The following is a 19480-nucleotide window of genomic DNA, read 5'->3' as shown; positions in this document are numbered from 1 at the left end:
AATGAGCACGGTCTTCTTCGACGCCGAATTCGAGGTCTCGCGCAAGCCGGTTGAACCGGCCCGCGAGGGTGCCTCGACGCGCGATACCGCATCGACGCAAGGGGAGGCCGCTTCGGCCTCCGGCTCCATCCGGTTCGATGCGGTGGAGAAGACCTACCTTTCCTCTGCCGGACAGGTGGAGGCGCTCAAGGGGATTTCGTCGGCGATACCCGCCGGCACGATCTTCGGCATTATCGGGCGTTCGGGGGCCGGAAAGTCGAGCCTTTTGCGCACCGTCAACCGGCTGGAGCGTCCGACCGGCGGCAAGGTCCTGGTCGATGGCCAGGATATTGCCGCCTTCGACGAGGACGAACTCGTGCTCCTGCGGCGCCGGGTCGGCATGATCTTCCAGCATTTCAACCTTCTGTCGGCCAAGACCGTGTTCGGCAATGTCGCGCTGCCGCTCGTGGTGGCCGGCCTGCCGCGAGACGAAATTCGTGAGCGTGTCGCCGAAGTGCTGAAACTCGTGGGTCTCGAAGGCAAGCAGAATACCTATCCGTCACGTCTGTCGGGCGGCCAGAAACAGCGCGTCGGCATTGCAAGGGCGCTGGTCAGCCGTCCGCAGATACTGCTTTGTGACGAGGCGACCTCGGCGCTCGACCCCGAGACGACCCTGTCGATCCTGACGCTGCTGAAAGACATCAACCGAAGGCTCGGCCTCACCATCGTGCTGATCACCCATGAGATGAGCGTGATCCGCGAGATCTGCGATCGGGTTCTGGTTCTGGAAGGCGGTGCCGCCGTCGAGACGGGACCTGTCTGGCAGGTCTTCGGCAATCCGCAACATGACGCGACCCGCGCCTTGCTGGCTCCGCTCAGCCGCGGCCTGCCGGAGGATCTTGCGGCACTCATCGAGCCCGCACCAGTCAAGGGCCGGCCGACGCGGATGATCGTGGAGTTCGTCTTTACCGGCGTCGATGGTGCCGAGCCGGACCTGCTGCGTCTCACGACGGCACTCGGCGCCGGTGCGAAGCTGATCCAGAGCAATCTTGAGCGCATCCAGGGCCACGTCAGCGGCCGCCTGTTCATGAGCGTGGCCTATCGCGAAAATCTGGAAACGCTGGTTCTCGACCCGAGGCTTGCTGCCGAAACAAGGATTGCCGGATATGTCGCCGCAGATGATTGAGCGCCTCTGGCGCGCCTTTTTCGACACGCTCACCATGGTCGGCGTGTCGACGCTGATTGCGCTGGCACTCGGCATTCCGCTTGCCGTATTCCTCGTTCTGTCGGCGCCGGGCGGGCTGATCGAGGCGCCGCGCACCAACCGCGTGCTCGGCGGTATCATCAACGGTTTTCGCGCCACGCCATTCGTGGTTCTGATGGTGGCGCTTTTGCCCTTCACCAGGCTCGTCACCGGCACGACGATCGGTGTCTGGGCAGCCATCGTGCCGCTGTCGGTCAGTGCCACGCCCTTCTTTGCCCGTATTGCCGAGGTGAGCCTGCGCGAGGTCGATCACGGCTTGATCGAGGCGGCACAGGCGATCGGCTGTCGGCGTTGGCATATCATTCGCCATGTCCTGTTGCCGGAGGCATTGCCGGGGCTGGTCGGCGGTTTCACCATCACCATTGTCTCGATGATCGGCGCCTCGGCCATGGCCGGCGTCATCGGTGCCGGCGGGCTCGGCGACGTGGCGATCCGCTATGGCTATCAGCGGTTCGACACGACCGTGATGCTGATCGTCATCGCCATCCTGATCGTCATCGTCTGCGTTGTGCAGTTTGCCGGGGATTTTGCGGTGCGCCGGCTGCGCGCGAGATAATCTCCTTTCAGGATAAAAATCATGTCGAAAAGATCCATCCTGCCTGTCGGGTCCGAGCCGGAAGACCGGTTCGGACCTCTGCCGCCATCGCCCGTCCATCGCATTTCCACCGACGCTGATGCGATCGCGATCGCCGGGACGCTTGCCTCCAAGTTCAAGCAGGGCGCCGCCGCCCGCGACCGTGATCGCCTTCTCCCCTGGAAGGAGATTGAGGATTACACCTCGAGCGGGCTCGGTGCGATCACCATCCCGAAGTCCCATGGCGGGGCAGGTGTCTCCTACGAGACGCTCGTGAAAGTCTTCGAGATCATCTGCGCTGCCGATCCGGCGCTCGGGCAGATCCCGCAGAACCAGTTCGGCGTTCTGGCGCTGGTGCAGGATATCGCGACGCCCCAACAGCGCGAGCGCATCTATGGCGATATTCTTGCCGGATACCGGATCGGCAATGCCGGGCCGGAGCGCAAGACAAAGGCAGTGAACATCACCACAACCCGACTGGAACAGACCGCCGATGGGCTGACACTCAGCGGCCAGCGCTTCTACTCAACCGGCTCGATCTTTGCCCATTACATCCCGACGCGCGCTCTGGACGACGAGGGCCGGCCGGTTCAGGCCTGGGCGTCCTTCGACAGTCCCGGCCTTACCGTTTTCGACGACTGGAACTCTTTCGGCCAGCGGACCACGGCAAGCGGTTCCGTCCAGTTCGACGCGGTGCCCATCGATCCGCTTCTGGTCCTGCCGGTCCATGCCTTTGCCGAGAAGCCGGGTCTTGCGGGGCCAGTGTCTCAGCTCATCCAGGCGGCGATCGATGCCGGCATTGCAAAGGCGGCATTCCAGGACATGCTGTCCTTCGTGCAAGGCAATGCCCGGCCTTGGGTCGATTCCGGGCTCGAAAACGCAAGTGACGATCCGACCATCCTGCATGAAGTGGGCGCGCTTGCCGCCAGCCTGCATGCCGCGCAGGAAGTGCTTTATTCGGCCGGACGCACGATCGACAAGATAGCTGTCGAACCAGTGACGGCCGAGAGCAGCGCGCTTGCCTCGGTCGCCGTGGCAGAAGCCAAGATCCTGACGACGGAAATCGCGCTTGAGGCGACGGAAAAGCTGTTCGACCTGTCGGGTTCGTCCGCGACCCGGGCCAAGCATGGGCTCGACCGGCACTGGCGCAATGCGCGTGTCCACACGCTGCACGATCCGGTGCGATGGAAATATCACCTGATCGGCAATTACGAACTGAACGGCGCTCTGCCAACTAGACATCAATGGAACTGACATCATGAGCAGCGCACCGATTGCCGTTCCCGCCACACATCCGGCCACCAGTCCGCATCTTATAAAGACCGATGCCGAGGCGGTTAGGGTTGCGACGGAGTTTGCCAAGACGTTGAGGGCAGGGGCCTCCGAGCGGGATGCCGAGAGGCGCCTGCCATGGCAGGAACTCGACGCCTTCGTTGCAACCGGGCTTTGGGGCATCAGCGTGCCGAAGGCCTATGGCGGTGCCGGTGTCTCTTCCGGCACACTTGCCAAGGTCACAGCGATCATCGGCGCGGCCGATGGTTCGCTTTCGCAGATCCCGCAGAACCATTATTATGCGCTGGAAGTGCTGCGTGTCGGCGGCTCCGCAGCGCAGAAGCGCTTTTTCTACGACAAGGTTCTGGCTGGAGAACGCCTCGGCAATGCGTTGGCGGAAATCGGCCACAAGGATTTCAAACGCCGCACGAGGCTGGTCGAGGAAGACGGAAAGCTGTTCGTCGAAGGGACCAAATATTATTGCACAGGCGCAATCTACGCCCACTGGATCCCGACGCTGGTGACGAGGCAGGAGGACGGCGCGGATCGGCTGTTTATCGTTTTCGTGCCGCGCACGGCGCCGGGCGTGACGATCTATGATGACTGGGACGGGTTCGGCCAGAGGGTGACGGGCAGCGGCACCGTTCGCTTCGAGCACGTGGCAGTCGAGGGCGAGTGGATCCTCCCGTTCCAGGCCTCATTCGAGCGCCCGACCTCGATCGGACCGCTGGCGCAGATCATCCATGCGGCGATCGATCTTGGCATCGGCCAGGGCGCCTATCGCGACACGCTGGAATTCGTCCGCAGCCGCGCGCGGGCCTGGATCGATGCCAAGGTGGAAAGCGCCGGCGAGGATCCGCTGACGCTGAGCGAGATCGGTAAGGTGCGGATCAGTTTGCGGGCGGCGGAAGCGCTGGTCGAGCGGGCGGCACGGCTTGTGGATGCTGCGATGGAAGCGCCCGACGAGGCCAATGTCGCGGCCGCCTCCATCGCGGTTGCCGAGGCGAAGATCCTCACGACCAAGGCCGGGCTGCTGGCCGCAAACAAGCTGTTTGAACTCTCCGGCACCTCGTCTACCATGGCTGAGGACAATTACGATCGCCATTGGCGCAACGTGCGCACCCATACGCTGCACGATCCGGTACGGTGGAAATATCAGGCGATCGGCCAATATTATCTCAATGGTCGGCTGCCGCGGCGCCATGGTGCGATCTGAAAAGGCTTACCCTTCGTGTCCCAGAAAAAGCAGATACTTCTCAATGCCTTTAACATGAACTCGGTCGGCCATATCAATCATGGCCTGTGGACCCATCCGCGCGACCGGTCGCATGAATACAAGACCCTCTCTTACTGGACCGATCTTGCGAAGACGCTGGAACGCGGGCTTTTCGACGGGCTTTTTCTGGCCGATATCGTGGGCGTCTACGATATCTATCAGTCTTCGGTGGATCTTACGCTGAAGGAAGCGATCCAACTGCCGGTCAATGATCCGACGCTAATCGTTTCCGGCATGGCATCGGTCACCAGCAATCTCGGCTTCGGCATTACCGTCAATACCAGCGTCGAGCATCCCTATATATTCGCCCGTCGCATATCGACGCTGGATCATCTGACCGATGGGCGGATCGGCTGGAACATCGTCACCGGCTATCTCGATAGCGCCTCGCGGGCGCTCGGCCACGACGGAATGAACGACCACGACCATCGCTATGACCGCGCCGACGACTATCTCGATGTTCTCTACAAGCTCTGGGAAGGCAGCTGGGACGACGATGCGGTGATCGCCGACAAGGCAACGCGGGTCTACTCGGATCCCTCGCGGGTGCGCAAGATCTTCCATGACGGCCCTTTTTACAAATCGGAGGGCTACCATCTCGCCGAGCCGTCGCGACAGCGTACACCGCTTCTCTTTCAGGCCGGCAGTTCGGGCAGGGGAAAGAAATTCGCCGCCCGCCACGCTGAATGCATTTTCATCAATGCGACGGATCCGGCGTCTGCGGCAAGGACGGTGAAGGCGCTGCGGGACGAAGCGGTGGCCGCTGGCCGGAGGCCCGGCGACGTGAAAATCTTCATCGGCATCACCGTCGTTACCGGCGCAAGTCAGAGCGAGGCAGAAGCGACGCTTGCCGATTACATCGACCATGCCAGCCCGGAAGCGGGGCTTGCGCATTTCTCCGCCGGCACGGGGCTCGATTTTTCTCGCTTCGAGCTTGATGAACAGGTCAGCTACGATGGCGGCAATGCAATTCAGTCCGTCATGCAGCTTGCCAAGTTGAAAGGCTGGACGAAGAGGCAGCTTTTGAAGGAGTTGGCGATCGGTGGGCGATATCCCTTGATCGTCGGCGATGGCGCGCAGGTTGCCGAAGAGCTAATCCGATGGATCGAGGAAAGCGGTGCAGATGGCTTCAACCTCACACGAACCGTGGTGCCGGAAAGCTACGAGGCCTTCATAGAGCACGTCATTCCTGGGCTCCAATCGCGAGGAGCTTACAAGACGGCTTATGCGCAAGGAACTTTACGGAACAAGCTGTTAGGCGATGGCGACCGTCTGCCCGCCGGCCATTACGGATATCAGTTTCGCTAACCCTTCACCGGAGGAAGGTCGGCGCGATCTCACCACGGCCTTTTATGTTGCTGCTTCGCTGCTGCGTTTAAGTGGACAGGCGGTCCATAAGTATATGATTTCGCGTGGTTTCCAGACCGAGGGTCGACGGTTCGATTCCTCTCAAGAGCGATGAATAAATTTCGAAACGGGTTAGTGTTCTTCAGTCCCGAACGAAGGACTACCGAATAGTCCAGCGCAAGAACCGAGAAGGCCCTTTTCTCGGTAGCCTACACGCGCTTGTGGAGCCTTCGGACTACGCGCCAGCGATCTCCTTCCTGTAATTCCAGGCGCCAGCACTTCTCCGCGATGGCCGTGCCGCGGCGGGTCCTGTAGGCATCGATTGTCAATGACATCTGCCCCAGCCTGAGCCGTTTTGCGGAAGCGCTGGTTATTGTGCCGTCACTGAATTCCACTTGGACCAAACTTCCTTCCTGCTCCGGATCGACGATTGCCGGGCAGCCGGGGTAGGCGTGGCTGTCCATAATTCTGATCATTTCGTTCTCCTGGCGATCCTCATGGATAGCAGATTGACGGCGGATATTCTATCATATACGAAAAGATATATGGAGATAGCAAGGAATGGCAATCTCCATTGAGCGCAACATCAATGGGTACGGTTGCTGCCGTGCCGTGGAAGAGGTTTCCATGTATTACTTCGCCTATTGCACATGGCTGCATGACATCGAGATCGCCCGCTTCATGCCCCAGGCAAAACCGGTTACCAAGGCATATGCCGCAAATCATGCGCTGCGTTTCCATGCAGCAGGGGATCGCACGGACCGTGGCTGGTGCCATTTCCTGAATACGGCGGATGCCTGGGGCGAGCGTGCATATGGCGTCGTGTTCGAGCATGACGACTCGCATTTTGCCGAGGACTACGACGACTTCGAGCGTTGCTGCGTCACCGTTTACGGTGAAGATGGCAAGCAGTACGATTGCTGGACCTATCGCCTGGTCCGCCCGGGTGTTGCGATGCGTCCGCCGAACTTCTACTGGGATCACATTCCGGCCGGCCTGAAGCAGTGGAGTTTTGCGCCGGAGTATATCGCCAAGGTTCAGGCGGTTTTTGACAAGGCCGCCGAATGCCCGCGCGCCGATCGTCCTAATCCCTCGAACGTTCCAGGTAAGGGCGCCGAAACGCGCTGATCTTCAAGGCTGCGCCGGGGGCGGCGCAGCCTCAATCCATGCCGACTGCGAAGAAAATCAACAATCACAGGGGTAATGCAATGAAACATGGGATCATCACAAAATTCGTCCTGGCCGCCAGTGCGGCAACGCTTTTTGCGAGCACGGTTTTCGCCGGCGAAGGCGCAAAGCTCGTGCCCGAGGCGGTCAGGACCGCAGGCAAGATTACGGTCGGTTCGCAGCAGACCTTTCCGCCGATCGAATTTCGCGAACCGGGCGCGTCCTCGGTGACTGGCGCCAGCGCCGATCTTCTGACCGAGATCGCCAAGCGGCTCGATCTCCAGCTGGAATATGTCCAGGCGGAATATGCCGCCCTCATTCCCGGTATCGAGGCCACGCGCTTCGACGTCGCCTCCGGCGGCATCAGCGACACGGAAGAGCGGGAGCAGAAGCTCGATTTCGTCAACTACATGCAGTCCGGCGGTTCTGCCATGGTGCGCGCCGAGGACGCGCAGGCCTACACGACCATCGCGGATTTCTGCGGCAAGTCGGTCGCGACGCTTCTCGGCAGTCGCGTCATCATGGCCAAGGTCGAGGAAGCATCCGCGGCCTGCACGGCCGGCGGCAAGGCCGAAATCCATGCCGAGCAGCTTCCTTCCGCGCCGGATGCCCGCATGCAGCTCGATCTGAAGCGCGTCGACGCCTATCTCGGAGACTTTCCCGCACTCGTCTACATGGGGGCGCAGTTCCCCGGAAAGTATTCGATCGTCGGCGGCAACTATATGCTGACGCCCTACATCACCTCCTGGGGCTTTTCCAAGGACAATGCGGAGTTGCGCGACGCCGTGAAGGAGACCTTGCAGGAAATGCTGGCTGACGGCGCCTACAAGGCGATCATGGACAAGTGGGGCGTCGGTGGCGCGCTGCTGCCCGAGATCACCGTAAACCTGCCGGCCAGCAAGCGCTGACGGGACGGAAAGAGCAGGCCATGACGCAACGTCCTACCGCCTCCGAACTGCCGATTGTGCATCGTCGCCGCTGGGGAGCCTGGCTCCTCGGCGCTGTCGCCCTCATGGTGGTGGTGACGATCGTTCATGCCGCCATCCGAGCACGGATCGTCAATCTCGGTGTCTTCGCCGACTACATATTCGATCCGCTGATCGTCATGGGGGCGGTCAATGCCCTCATGCTCGGCACCCTGGCCCTGTTCATCGCCACCGTGATCGGCTTCGTGGCGGCACTGATGCGGGTCAGTGGCAATCCGATCCTTGTCGCGATCTCCTCGACCTATGTTTATCTCTTCCGCGGCACCCCGATGCTGATCCAGCTCATCTTCTGGTTCAATGCCGTGCCGATCATGTTCCCTTCGATCACGATCAGCCTGCCGTTTATGGCGGAGCCGTTGTTCTCGACGCCGACGACATCGCTGGTTACGCCGTTTCTTGCGGCCCTTGCTGGTCTCAGCCTTGCGGAGGGTGCCTACATGAGCGAGATCATTCGTGCCGGCATTCTTGCCGTCGACAAGGGGCAGCGGGCCGCAGCCACCGCGCTCGGCATGACGCAGCGGCAGGTGCTGACGCAGGTCGTCATCCCGCAGGCAGGCCGCATCATCATTCCGGCGGCAGGCAATCAGTACATCATGTTGCTGAAATCCTCCTCGCTGGCGTCTGCCATCGGCTATCTCGAGTTGCTGCGTGTCGCGACCGATATCTACTCCTCGAACTTTTATGTCGTCGAACTGCTGGCCGTTGCTGCCTTCTGGTATCTGGTCATGACAGCCTTTGCGACCGCGATCCAGACCGTCCTCGAAAAGGTATTCCCCCAGCGATGAGCACCGCACCCGTCCAATCCCACGCCGTCTCCGTGGTCGGCGTCTCCAAGAAATGGGGGCCGGTCTCGGCCTTCACCGATGTCAGCTTCGATGTGCCGCAAGGCGAAGTGGTCGCGTTGCTCGGTCCCTCCGGCGCCGGCAAGTCCACGCTTCTGCGCTGCGTCAATCACCTCGAAACGATCTCTGCCGGTCGCATCTACGTGCATGGCGACTTGATCGGCTATCGCCTGGGCGATCAGTCGCTCTACGAACTGTCGGACGCCGAGATCAGCCGGCAACGGCAGAAGATCGGCATGGTCTTCCAGCACTTCAACCTGTTCAAGCACATGACGGCGGTGCAAAACGTCATGAGCGGTCCCGTGCATGTTCTCAGGCAGCAGAAGGCGGACGCCGCGGCGCTGGCGTTGGGCCTACTGGAGAAAGTGGGTTTGAAAGCGAAGGCGAACGCCTATCCGTCGGAGCTTTCAGGCGGGCAACAACAGCGTGTCGCCATCGCAAGGGCGCTTGCCATGCAGCCTCGCGTGCTTCTGCTCGACGAGCCGACCTCCGCGCTTGATCCGGAATTGGCGCAGGAAGTCGTAGACACGATCCGCAAGCTGGCCGAAGAGGGCCAGACTATGCTGATCGCCACCCACGACATGGGCATCGCCCGCGACGTCGCCGACCGGGTGATCTTCATGGAAGGAGGACGAGTCGCCGAGGATGCGCGATCCCGGGACTTCTTCACAGCGCCGAAAAGCGACCGAGCCAGGCAGTTCCTTTCCAAGCTGCTGCCTGCCCACTAGCGTATCAGACAACTACGCCATTGCTGGCTGCTCGCCTGTCGGTGAGCCGGCAAGGCCTGCGCATCCCGAAGGAAAAATCGATATGATCCCGCTCTTCAATACGCTCCATCACATCTGCATCGTCGTGCACGATCTCGAGAAGACCGTTGCCTATTACGAGAGCCTCGGGGTCGGCCCTTGGTTCGACTATCCGAGGAAAGGCGCCTACCTTGAGTTTGACGTACCCAACAAGGCGGCTTCGGATGCGATGCGCTACAAATGCTGCGATCTTGAAAACATGCAGATCCAGCTTTGCGATCCGGGCAAGCTGGAATCGCCGCAGAAGCGGTTCCTCGACGAGCGCGGCGAGGGGGTCTACCATCTCGGCTTCGAAGTCGCCGACCGCGACGCGGCGGAAGCCCAGGGGCGCGCCCTTGGGCTCGATGTCGTGGCGCGCGGAAAGCGGGCGGACGGCTCCGGCTTCTGCTATTTCGATACGCGCGAAAAAGCGGGTATCGTGCTTGAAATCCGCAAATCCTGACGCCCGGGATGAAGCGCATTCTTTCGAGCACCGAAGCGAAGATCGACATCTACGCTGCAATTCGAGGGCGTGAGAGCCTTCTGCTGTGTCTCGCCGCCATGATGTTGTTCGCGGCGTCCGATGTCATCGCCAAACTTCTCTCAGGAACCTTCCATCCCCTTCAGATCGCATGGTTTCGCTATTCCGCGGCGTCGATCCTGCTCGCGGTCATCTGTCTGCGTGCGGGCCTGCCCGCGCCAAGCGTGGCGTCTGCATCGCAAATCATCCGCGGCCTCGGCATGGCCGGCGCGACCATTCTGCTGATCGCCGCGCTGAGCCTTCAGCCGGTGGCGGAAGCAACCGCGCTGGTGTTCATCTCTCCCTGCCTTGTCACGCTGCTCTGCGTGCTGATCCTCAAGGAGCGCGTGCCAGCCAAGCGGCGGCTGGGCGTTGCCGGAGGGCTGCTCGGGGTGCTGGTCATTCTTCGTCCGGGTTTTGCAGGCTACAACCCTGCCGCGCTGTTTTCGATCGCATCCGCCGCCTGCTGGGCGACAGCACTTGTGATGACGCGGCGGGCGGTGGTCGCAGACAGTCTGGCAACGACGCTCGCCTATTCAGCCCTCACGGGCTTCGTGCTTTTGAGCCTGACTTTGCCGTTCGTCTTTCTGGGCCTGACGCTCCAGCAATTCGTGCTTTCCTGCGCGACAGCCGTTTTGTGGCTCGCGGCGCACGTCGCGATTGCCTTTGCCTATCGGCGACCGGAGGTCCAGGTTTCGCGGCTGGCGCCGGTTTCGTACACGCATCTCCTGTGGGCGACGGGCTTCGGCTATCTCACATTCGGCACGATGCCCGACGCAATGACCGTGGCAGGTTCGGTGCTGATCGTCGCAAGCGGATTGGCCGCCCTCAGAGCGAGCGGCCCGCATGAACGTAAACTGTAGAGGATTTTCACCATGACGAACGTGCTTTTAATCGGAGCCGGCAATATGGGGTTCGCCATGCTGCGAACCTGGGTCGGTGGTTCCGGCCATCGTTTTTCCGTCGTCGAAATGCATGAGGCCCTGCGAAAGAGAGCGGAGGATGTCGGCGCAGACGCCTATCCTGATGTTTCCGATCTGCCCGCGGGCTACCGTGCCGATGTTATCGTCGTTGCGACCAAGCCGCAGGCGGTCGCTGACGCGCTCGCTCGCAGCACAGACAATCTGCGCGAGGGCGGGCTGGTGATTTCCGTTGCCGCAGGGATCACGATCGCGGCGGTAAGCCGGAGCATTGGCGACAATGCCAGGATCATCCGTGCCATGCCGAACACGCCGGCGGCCGTAGGCGAGGGGATGATCGTCTGCTGCGCAAGCCACCACGCCACGGAAGCGGATCGCGATCGCGCAAGTGCGCTGCTTTCGGTCGTCGGTCGCGTCGCATTCGTCGAGGAGGAAGACCTGATGGATGCGGTCACGGCGATCTCCGGATCGGGGCCGGCCTATGTCTTCTACTTCCTCGAAACCTTCAGTGCCGCCGCCGTATCCCTTGGCCTGTCGGAGGAGCTTGCAATGACGCTTGCAAAGCATACGGTTTTCGGTGCCTCGAAAATGGCACTGGAGCGGGATACCAACCCCTCCGACCTGCGAGCGCAGGTCACCAGCCCGAATGGAACGACAGCGGCCGCCCTCTCTGTTTTGATGGATGTCCGGCAGGGCCTGGCACCGCTCATGCACCAGGCGACGGAAGCAGCGCGACGGCGGTCGCGCGAATTGGGCCTGCAGTCGCCATGACGCCTCTTGCAATTAGCAGCGTCAATTGAACGCGGAGCGGCATTGCTTCATACACGAAGATATATATTGAATTAAGCTTTTAAACTTGGTCTCGCGAAAGGACGATAGTCATGGCAGTCAGAAAGACCTCCGCCGGCGAGTTCATGGCATCGGATGTACGCAACCGCCTTCGAAGCATGATTCTCGGAGCGGAGCTGAAGCCCGCCCAAAGGCTCGTGGAAGACGATCTTTGCGAGCGCCTTGGGGTCGGCCGCACACCCGTGCGCGAGGCGCTGCTGTTGCTACAGGGAGAAGGCTTTCTCAGCCGCGAACGAGGCTGGGTCGTCGAAACGGTCGATCGCAGTCAGGTGAGAGCGATTTTCGAAAGCCGGGCCGCCATCGAGGCGGCCACGGCAAGACTTGCTGCTCGCCATGCAGAGGCGAGCGAGCTCGATTCGCTGGCGACCCTCGTAGAAGCCATGGAACCTGGCGAGACACTCACACGCAGCGAACTCAACAGCCTCAATACCCAGTTCCATAAGACGATTATCGCTGCATCTAAGAACATGTTCCTGGCGCAGTTCCATGAGCGTACGCTGTTCCATTACTGGATGCTGCGCGTGCCGATCCTTTTTTCCGAAGCCGAGGTGAGGGAAACCAATCTCCAGCATCGAAGAATTCTGGCCGCACTGGTCGGTCGCGACGAGGAGGAGGCGGAGAGGGCTGCCCGCCATCACGTCGAGGCGACGATGGCGATCGTCGAACCAGCCATCGAACTCTAGCGCGCTCAGTCCGACGGCGCGTTCCCGAACGCGCTGCAGGGACACCTTTCGACATCGCTGCCATACCAGAAAAACACAGGAGGAAGGATTGCCTGATCTCGACAAGACAGACCGTCGCATACTGACAGTCCTTCAATCGGAAGGCCGTATCACCAACAGCGAGCTTGCCCACCGACTCGGTATTCCGCAAACCTCGATGAGCGACCGCTTTCGTCGGCTCCAGCGGGATGGGTTCATTACCGGCTTCGGATGCAGGCTCGATCCGGCGCTGATCGGTTTCGATCTTCTGGTGTTCGTCGAGGTCTTGCTCGACAAGACGACGCCGGATGTTTTCGAAAAATTCGCCCGTGCCGTGCGCCTCGCGCCTGAGGTGCTGGAGTGCCACATGGTGGCCGGAGGCTTCGATTACCTCCTCAAGACCAGACTATCGACCATGACGGCCTATCGCCGTTTCCTCGGCGAGGTCGTTCTCGCCTGGCCAGGGGTTTGCGAAACACGCACCTATGCCGTCATGGAGGAAATCAAGACGGACGGCGCCCTGCCATTGTTCCCGTAAACGGTGATTGGAAAAGGGGCGTTGCGCCCCCTTTCGGCTTATCACGTCCGCAGATTGTCCTGCGCGTTCAGGCTGTAGGCTCTATCTCGGCCCCCAGATAGAGCTTCCGCATGGCTGGGTCGGTGAGCAGGTCACGCGCCCTGGCCGTCAGGGCCACCTGTCCCAGCGACAGGACATAGGCGCGGTCGGCGATGCCGAGCGCTTCGAAGGCATTCTGTTCGACCATCAGGATGCACAGGTTCTCACTGTCGCAGATCGCTGCAATCGCATCGAACACCTCATGCATCATCAGCGGCGACAGGCCGGCAGATGGCTCGTCCAGCAAAAGAATCTCCGGACCGGCAATCAGCGCCCGCGACAGCGAGAGGATCTGCCGCTCGCCGCCTGAAAGGGCCGACGCCTTGCGGTTCTTTTTGCTGGCAAGCGCCGGGTACTGCTGCATCAGGGCATCGAAGCGCTTTTCCTTTTCTTGTTTGCCCAGCAACCGTGCGCCCAGCATGATGTTTTCAAACACGCTCAGCGTGCCGAACACATTGTCGGTCTGCGGCACATAACCGACTTTGTGGTGGCGCACCTTCTTTTGGATCGGAACGCTGCCGACGTCCGTTCCATCAAAGGCGATCGTGCCGGCGCGCGGGCGTACATAGCCGGCAATCGTCTTCAGAAGGGTCGACTTGCCGCAACCGTTCGGCCCGAGGATGGTCACGATCTCGCGGCGGTTTGCGGTCAGCGAGATGCCGGTGAGGATGTCGGCGCCGTCGCCATAACCGGCACGGATGTTTTTTGCTTCGATCATCGCGCAGTCTTTCCCTTTTCCACGGCCTTGCCGAGATAGGCCTCGACAACCCGCGGGTTGTCTTCCAGTTCGTGCGGAGCGCAATCGGCAATGATCTCGCCGCGATCGAGAACCACGCAGCGCGAGCAGAGGTCGCGAATGAAAAGCATGTCGTGCTCCACCACCAGAATGGCGACGCCCGCATCCCGGTAGCGCTTGAGGATGGCGACCATGTCGGCTCTAAGGTTGGGGTGTACGCCGGCGGTCGGCTCATCCAGGCAGAGAAGCTTCGGCTTGCTGCGAAGTGCTGTTGCCACGGAAAGCAGTTTTTTCTGCCCGCCGGAAAGGGCTGCTGCCGGCAGGTCGGCGACATGCGTCAGTCGGAAGGCTTCCAGCAGTGTCTCCAGCTCGTCGTCGAACCGGAAGGACGAGAAGATCGATCGAAGACCTGCCCTACCGCGGGCACCCGCTTGGAGCACCTCGCGAACCGTCATTTTTTGCGGCATCGAGGGCAGCTGGAATGTGCGCACGAGGCCGTGTGCTGTCGCCCGCTGCGGTGAGGCATTGGTGATGTCGGCATCGGCCAGGCGGATGCTGCCGCCATCGGTCGGCAGGAAACCGGAGATGACGTTGAGTGCTGTGCTTTTGCCGGACCCGTTGGGGCCGAGCAGACCGACGATCTCGCCGGGTACGATGCCGAAGTCGACGGCTTCCAGAACGCGGTGCGCACCGAAGGACTTTGAGACGCCTTTGATATCGAGAAGCTTAGTGGCCACGGCTGCCTCCTACCTTTTCCGGGAACAGGCCCTTTGAGCGCCAGAGAAGGAAGGCCAGCAGACCGCCGCCGACGATGACGAGCCGTGCGGCTGCGACGAAATCGGTTGGCAGGTCGAGCGCATCCTTGACGAAGGGAACATAGGCCATGGCGAACTGCATGACGATGGCGCCGGCGACCACGCCCCAATTGTTGCCGATCCCGCCGATGATCACCATCGACCAGATCAGGAAGGTTTCGGGAGACACCAGCTGATCCGGGCCGACGAAGGTCAGGTAATGCGCATACAGGTAGCCGGCAAAAGCCGCGATGGCGCCGCTGATCAGCATGACCGTGCGGCGAATGGAATCGAGATCGTAACCGAGCGAGCGGGCAAGCTGCGGCTCTTCGCGCATCAGCTTCATCGCAAGCCCGAACGCGCTTTTGACGATGCGTTGGCAGATGAACCAAGCCAGCACAAGGACGAGCGCGTACAGCGCCAGGCGCGCCACGCCGTCATAGGGCTTCAGGTCTGCAAACAGCAGCGGAAGACCGGATATGCCCTGTGCGCCGCCCGTCAGCGCCTGTTCGTTGGTGATCGAGATACGCAGGATTTCAGCGATCGACAAGGTGGCAATGCCCCAGTAGTCGCTGGAGAGCTTGCGGCCGAGGCGGGCGTAGAAAAGCGCGAGCAGCGCTGCCATGGCGAGACCGGCCGGCAGGCCGGCGAGGGGATGCCAGCCCATGCCGCTCGCCAATGCCGCCCCGTAGGTGCCGCAGCCGAAGAGCGCGATCAGGCCGAAATTGACAAGACCGGTGAAGCCGGCCTGCAGATTGAGGCTGAGCGCCAGCACACCGTAGAGGCAGGCGATCGAGGCGACATGGATGAAAAAATCAAACACGATTGACCTCGCTGTTAAACAGGCCGCGCGGGCGGAAAAGCAGGAATACCACGAGGATGGCAAAGGATGCGACCGGGGCGTAGCTCGCCGGGAGGAAGTAGAAATCCTCGCCGATGAAAGGCCCGATATTGGTGTTGGTGATGACGGTTTCGGCGGCTGCGATGACGATCGCGCCGACGACCGCCCCGAGCGCATTGCCAAGGCCGCCCAGGATGGCGGCGGCGAATACCGGCAGCATCATGTTGGTGCCGAGATCGATGCTGACGCTGCCGCGCATGGCAAGCGTTATGCCGCCGAGGGCGGCGAGCATGCCGGAAAGAAAGACGACAATATTGGTAACGCGGCGTGTATCGATGCCTGTTGCGGCGGCAAGCACGCCGTTGGTTGCCGTTGCGCGCATCTCGTGGCCAAGGCTGGTTTTGAACAGGATAAGTGCGAAAAGCCCGAGCGCGACCGTGGTGAGAACGAGCGTCGTGATCTGATGATCGGTGATCCGGGCGCCGAGAATGCGCATGGCCGGAGAGACCTGCAGTTTGAAGCGGTAGGCCGTCGGGCCGTAGGTCAACAGGAAGACGGCCGAGAGGATCATGCTGAGCGCCAGCGAACCGATAAGGGCGATGGCCGAGTCGGATTTCAGCAGGCGCTCGAAGATCAGGACATTGAAGGCGACGGCGAGAAGGCCGACAAACAGCGCCGAGGCGAGGCCGGCCATAAAGAGCGGCAGGCCGGCCGCATGCAACGACATGGCGACGAAAGCACCGACGACGGCATATTGCACGAGCGCGACATTGGGAAACTTGATCAGGGAGTAAACGGCGCTCAAAGCAACGGCGATAAGGGCCAGATCGACGGACCTGATCAGGACGTCGAAGAGGAATTGAAACATGAACTTGTCCGTCTGCGCAATCCCGGCGGCGGCTGCAGCCTCGACCCGGCATTGTGTGAAAGGGGAAGGCGCATTGCATCTTGCCCTCGGGCAATGTTGCCACCTCAAATGAAAAGCCCGCCGCGGTCACGGCGGGCATTCCGGGGTATCAATCGTAAGCGACGAGCTTTTCGCCTTCGACCTTGAACTTCAGGTAGGGCTGATGGGTGCGCTGGCCGTCCGCATCGAGCTTGATCTCGCCGGTGGCACCCTTGACGCCTTCCTTGCCGAGGTCTTCGATGGCCCTGAGGACCGCCGCCTGGTCGGTGCTGCCGGCCTTGTTCAGGGCTGCGGCGGCAAACAGAACGGCGTCATGCGCATAGCCGCCATAGGCCGAAAGAAATGTCTCGCCATAGGTCTTTTCGTATTCGGTCTTGTAGGCGTCGCCATCGTCGCCAATATAGCCGACGTCCATGCCGATCAGGCCCTCCTTGAAATCGGCCGGCGTGTCCTTGTTCATCATGGTGATGAGGATCGAGTACCACGGCTTGCCTTCCTGCAGGCCGAGTTCGAATGCTTCCTGCATGATGAGCGCGCCTTCGGTGCCATAGGCGGTGAAGACATAGGCATCGGGTGCTGCAGCTTCGACCTGCTGAAGCTCGCGACGATAGGTGGATTGGCCGATCGTATACATGACGGTGGTCGTGATTTCTCCACCCTTGGCGGTGAAGTTCTTCTTGAATTCTTCGGCAACGCCCTGACCGAAGGCGTTGTTCATCGCCAGCACGGCGACCTTCTTCCAGCCGTGATCGATGACGTCCTGGGCGGCGAATTCGGTCGAAACGTTGTCGAGTCCGACGACGCTGTAGGAGGTTGCGCCGATACCGCGCACCAAGCCGCTGGTGGAAGCCGGGTTGATATGCGGGATGCCTTCCTGAACCAGATACTGGCCGAGCGGAATGGTGTTGCCGGATGAGTATTCACCGATGACGATCGGCACCTTGTCGACGGAAACTAGCTTCTTGGCCGCGTCGATCGCCGTCTGCGGCTTACCGCCGGAATCCTCTACGATGACCTTCATCTGCTTGCCGAGAACACCGCCCTTGGCGTTGATCTCCTTGAGGGCCAGCTCGATGCCGCGGCTCTGGTCTTTGCCGGTGGTGGCGCTGGCGCCCGAGAGCGGAATAACCGCACCGATGGTGATTTCTTCGGCTCTGGCCGGTGCGGCGGTCACAACGCCGGCGAACACGGCTGCAAAGGTTGCGCCAATTGCAATTTTCTTCATTTTTACCCCTCTTTCCGTTGTCTAACGGGACGGGGCGAATCCTAGGTCCGAGTGGACCGTAGCTATATACGAGATATTGAAGTGGAGCCGCAGATCGTACGACAGCTGGCGCTACGGGTCGTTGACTCTCCGAAATGGCGCAGTTTCTCTGTTACTAGGACCAGTTCTGCTCCCATCAGATTGCAAAAGAGGCTTGTAGTCTCCAGACCGTTACAATTTTTCTCGCACATCGAGCAGGCAGAGGGATCTCGCTTTTTGCCGGTATGTTTGCCGTTAGAGAAACGAATTTAAAGTTGGTTTGAGGTTCTGAGTGGCGCCTTGCGTTCGGATCCGTTGTCTAATCGCCTGCATCCGGTCAAGCGGATTTTAAACGAGTTGCTTCGTTGCCGTGTTGCTAACGCGACATTTTTTTAGGTTTCCTTTCGACCTCTTTCATTCCTGCAATTCGTCCGGTGCTAGAGCACGGTTGTGTCCGCGGTCGACATGCAGTCGCCGCATGATGGGTTTTCGCAGGGAGGTCTTCCTAGGTTCAAGACGCAGTCTCAATAAGCTGCGACGGCGACGGGATGACCTAACCCACGTCCACAGCAGCGACGCCCAGCATCTCAGTCATATTGAGACGCTGAGGCAGGTAGGCCGGCGGTTCGGCTAGGCCGCTGCCCCGGCCAATGGATTGAACGCTTTCTTGGCCTTGAGCATGCTATGCATTATGGCGGCAAGTATCGATTGCAGGCTATGGCATCGCGTTGGGGCCGCAAACCGAGTGGCGTCGCCATGTGGTTACGTGGCAAAACGCGCAGCCAGGCATTCGGCCGAAACGCCAGCGCGAGATCGGCAACTGTTTTGGGATCGAGCTTCACAGTGTCAGCCGAAATCACGCTCGGCCGCAGCAAGGACCTCGTCCAGACGGCCAATTTTCATGAGATCCAGCGGCGAGCCGCCGATATCAGGCTTTGTCCGGATCAACCACTGCCATGCGACACGAGGATCGGCAATGATCCGCGTCACCTGAGCCATGCCCTCTACAGGGCGCCCATCGACGAACTGCGCCAATGGAAAGACATGCTTGCGTTCGCCCTTCAGCAGGCCAATCACCGCGCCACGCCTCTGCCAGTCGTGCAGGGTCGACCGTTTCGTGCCAAATGTCTTTTCGATCTCGGCCGGTCCCGCGACAGGGCCGGCCCAGTCCTCGAGACGCGTCGGCTCTGCAAAAGCTGCAAGTCTGCGCCTGCCTTCATCCAGATCGATGGGCGCGGGAAGACCGGCGCCTTGACTGACCTCGATAGACTTGCCAACTGCAAGCGGCGTGAGGCGGACGTCCGCTTCCGCGACGAGGCCAGCGACCGCGACCTCGACGGCTTGCGCCAGCTCGCGTTCGTCGGCAACGAGCCGGCGTTGCTGGTCGGCGGCAAGACGTGCGGTTGCTGCGGTGACTGCGGCGACGACACGCCCCGTTGCGGCAAGCGCCGTCTTGGAAAGACGTGGATTATGACGGGCGAGGACCTCGACGACATCGGCGATGGCCGCCGGGTTCAACCCCGACAGGGAGGTTGCTGACGATTTTCTGACGGACGTAACCATGTTGCTGCTCCTATCATCTGCGACGATAGATAGTACAGATTGTCCGGAATGTCCAGATTGCAGGGCGCATTTACAATGTAGGGGGCAGAACAAGATTGTTCGCAGTCTCCAGGAACGTCAAGTACTGTGGCCGCATGCTTTCATGCGGATTTCGTCGAAGCTGCCGAAGGTAACCGACGGAGTTGTCACGTTATCGAGCGGTGATCGAACTACGCCTGCGTCTCTCCGAGATCAGGCAATCGCGCCCGTCACGGCTTTCCAATGCGCTATTGCGCGGGTGCGGTGAATATGCGTGGCC

21 protein-coding genes are annotated in these 19480 nt (G+C 60.9%); 14 read left to right on the top strand and 7 right to left on the bottom strand.

The annotated features are described in order from the left end of the window. Nucleotide 1 precedes the first annotated feature (1 nt). Genes JZX87_RS28280 through JZX87_RS28260 form a run of 5 tightly spaced genes read left to right on the top strand, consistent with a single transcriptional unit; the run spans nt 2 to nt 5673 of the window. The gene (locus JZX87_RS28280; protein WP_206829123.1) at nt 2-1165 is read left to right on the top strand and encodes a methionine ABC transporter ATP-binding protein; all 1164 of its coding nucleotides are present in this window, start codon (nt 2-4) and stop codon (nt 1163-1165) included. Beyond that, complete coding sequence (locus JZX87_RS28275) at nt 1146-1799, top strand: methionine ABC transporter permease (RefSeq protein WP_206829121.1); 654 nt, start codon at nt 1146-1148, stop codon at nt 1797-1799. Before JZX87_RS28280 ends, JZX87_RS28275 begins: the two co-directional genes overlap by 20 nt. Before the next feature lie 21 nt (nt 1800-1820). After that, the gene (locus JZX87_RS28270; protein ID WP_206829119.1) at nt 1821-3071 is read left to right on the top strand and encodes an SfnB family sulfur acquisition oxidoreductase; all 1251 of its coding nucleotides are present in this window, start codon (nt 1821-1823) and stop codon (nt 3069-3071) included. A 4-nt stretch (nt 3072-3075) separates the two neighbouring features. Continuing rightward, nucleotides 3076-4305 (top strand): SfnB family sulfur acquisition oxidoreductase, encoded by a 1230-nt coding sequence (locus tag JZX87_RS28265; protein WP_206829117.1) that lies wholly within the window; start codon nt 3076-3078, stop codon nt 4303-4305. 15 nt (nt 4306-4320) lie between these two features. Then, nucleotides 4321-5673: an LLM class flavin-dependent oxidoreductase gene (locus JZX87_RS28260; RefSeq protein ID WP_353654283.1), complete on the top strand. Its 1353-nt coding sequence runs from the start codon at nt 4321-4323 to the stop codon at nt 5671-5673. Nucleotides 5674-5921: 248 nt separating this feature from the next. Here the strand turns inward: JZX87_RS28260 and JZX87_RS28255 are convergent, their stop codons facing one another. Continuing rightward, on the bottom strand, nt 5922-6188 hold the full coding sequence (locus tag JZX87_RS28255; protein WP_206829116.1) for a hypothetical protein: 267 nt from the start codon (nt 6186-6188) through the stop codon (nt 5922-5924). A gap of 85 nt (nt 6189-6273) precedes the next feature. Between JZX87_RS28255 and JZX87_RS28250 the strand changes: the two genes are divergently transcribed. From JZX87_RS28250 to JZX87_RS28210, 9 genes are all read left to right on the top strand, one after another. Continuing rightward, a complete protein-coding gene (locus tag JZX87_RS28250; protein WP_286195143.1) occupies nt 6274-6840 on the top strand; it encodes a gamma-glutamylcyclotransferase family protein in 567 nt (188 codons plus the stop codon). Nucleotides 6841-6920: 80 nt separating this feature from the next. Then, nucleotides 6921-7787 (top strand): ABC transporter substrate-binding protein, encoded by an 867-nt coding sequence (locus tag JZX87_RS28245; RefSeq protein WP_206829115.1) that lies wholly within the window; start codon nt 6921-6923, stop codon nt 7785-7787. Between the two features lie 20 nt (nt 7788-7807). After that, on the top strand, nt 7808-8650 hold the full coding sequence (locus JZX87_RS28240) for an amino acid ABC transporter permease (protein WP_206829114.1): 843 nt from the start codon (nt 7808-7810) through the stop codon (nt 8648-8650). Next, nucleotides 8647-9435, top strand: a complete 789-nt coding sequence (locus JZX87_RS28235) for an amino acid ABC transporter ATP-binding protein (RefSeq protein ID WP_206829113.1) — start codon at nt 8647-8649, stop codon at nt 9433-9435. The genes JZX87_RS28240 and JZX87_RS28235 overlap by 4 nt, the downstream gene beginning before the upstream one ends. A gap of 82 nt (nt 9436-9517) precedes the next feature. Beyond that, nucleotides 9518-9955, top strand: a complete 438-nt coding sequence (locus JZX87_RS28230) for a VOC family protein (RefSeq protein WP_210349136.1) — start codon at nt 9518-9520, stop codon at nt 9953-9955. A gap of 8 nt (nt 9956-9963) precedes the next feature. Beyond that, complete coding sequence (locus JZX87_RS28225) at nt 9964-10875, top strand: DMT family transporter (protein WP_206829112.1); 912 nt, start codon at nt 9964-9966, stop codon at nt 10873-10875. Nucleotides 10876-10887: 12 nt separating this feature from the next. Beyond that, nucleotides 10888-11703 carry a pyrroline-5-carboxylate reductase gene (gene proC, locus JZX87_RS28220; protein ID WP_206829111.1) on the top strand — a complete coding sequence of 272 codons (816 nt, stop codon included), beginning with the start codon at nt 10888-10890 and terminating at the stop codon, nt 11701-11703. Nucleotides 11704-11813: 110 nt separating this feature from the next. Continuing rightward, a complete protein-coding gene (locus tag JZX87_RS28215) occupies nt 11814-12464 on the top strand; it encodes a GntR family transcriptional regulator (RefSeq protein WP_206829110.1) in 651 nt (216 codons plus the stop codon). A gap of 88 nt (nt 12465-12552) precedes the next feature. Further along, on the top strand, nt 12553-13020 hold the full coding sequence (locus JZX87_RS28210; protein ID WP_206829109.1) for an Lrp/AsnC ligand binding domain-containing protein: 468 nt from the start codon (nt 12553-12555) through the stop codon (nt 13018-13020). 67 nt (nt 13021-13087) lie between these two features. Here the strand turns inward: JZX87_RS28210 and JZX87_RS28205 are convergent, their stop codons facing one another. From JZX87_RS28205 to JZX87_RS28180, 6 genes are all read right to left on the bottom strand, one after another. Further along, the gene (locus JZX87_RS28205; protein WP_206829108.1) at nt 13088-13816 is read right to left on the bottom strand and encodes an ABC transporter ATP-binding protein; all 729 of its coding nucleotides are present in this window, start codon (nt 13814-13816) and stop codon (nt 13088-13090) included. After that, nucleotides 13813-14571 carry an ABC transporter ATP-binding protein gene (locus tag JZX87_RS28200; protein WP_206829107.1) on the bottom strand — a complete coding sequence of 253 codons (759 nt, stop codon included), beginning with the start codon at nt 14569-14571 and terminating at the stop codon, nt 13813-13815. Before JZX87_RS28200 ends, JZX87_RS28205 begins: the two co-directional genes overlap by 4 nt. After that, nucleotides 14561-15451 (bottom strand): branched-chain amino acid ABC transporter permease, encoded by an 891-nt coding sequence (locus tag JZX87_RS28195; RefSeq protein ID WP_206829106.1) that lies wholly within the window; start codon nt 15449-15451, stop codon nt 14561-14563. Before JZX87_RS28195 ends, JZX87_RS28200 begins: the two co-directional genes overlap by 11 nt. Beyond that, a complete protein-coding gene (locus JZX87_RS28190) occupies nt 15444-16337 on the bottom strand; it encodes a branched-chain amino acid ABC transporter permease (protein WP_206829105.1) in 894 nt (297 codons plus the stop codon). The genes JZX87_RS28195 and JZX87_RS28190 overlap by 8 nt, the downstream gene beginning before the upstream one ends. Nucleotides 16338-16485: 148 nt before the next feature. Further along, entirely contained in the window at nt 16486-17601 is a 1116-nt protein-coding gene (locus tag JZX87_RS28185) for an ABC transporter substrate-binding protein (RefSeq protein ID WP_206829104.1), read from the bottom strand. An 864-nt stretch (nt 17602-18465) separates the two neighbouring features. Then, nucleotides 18466-19182, bottom strand: coding sequence for an antitoxin Xre/MbcA/ParS-like domain-containing protein (locus JZX87_RS28180; RefSeq protein WP_206829103.1), 717 nt, complete (start codon nt 19180-19182; stop codon nt 18466-18468). Nucleotides 19183-19480 lie beyond the last annotated feature (298 nt).

The organism is Agrobacterium sp. Ap1 (assembly GCF_017313375.1).
Classification (GTDB): domain Bacteria; phylum Pseudomonadota; class Alphaproteobacteria; order Rhizobiales; family Rhizobiaceae; genus Neorhizobium; species Neorhizobium cellulosilyticum.
The sequence above is the reverse complement of the archived record's forward strand: the minus strand, read 5'-3'. Positions and strand labels throughout refer to the sequence as shown.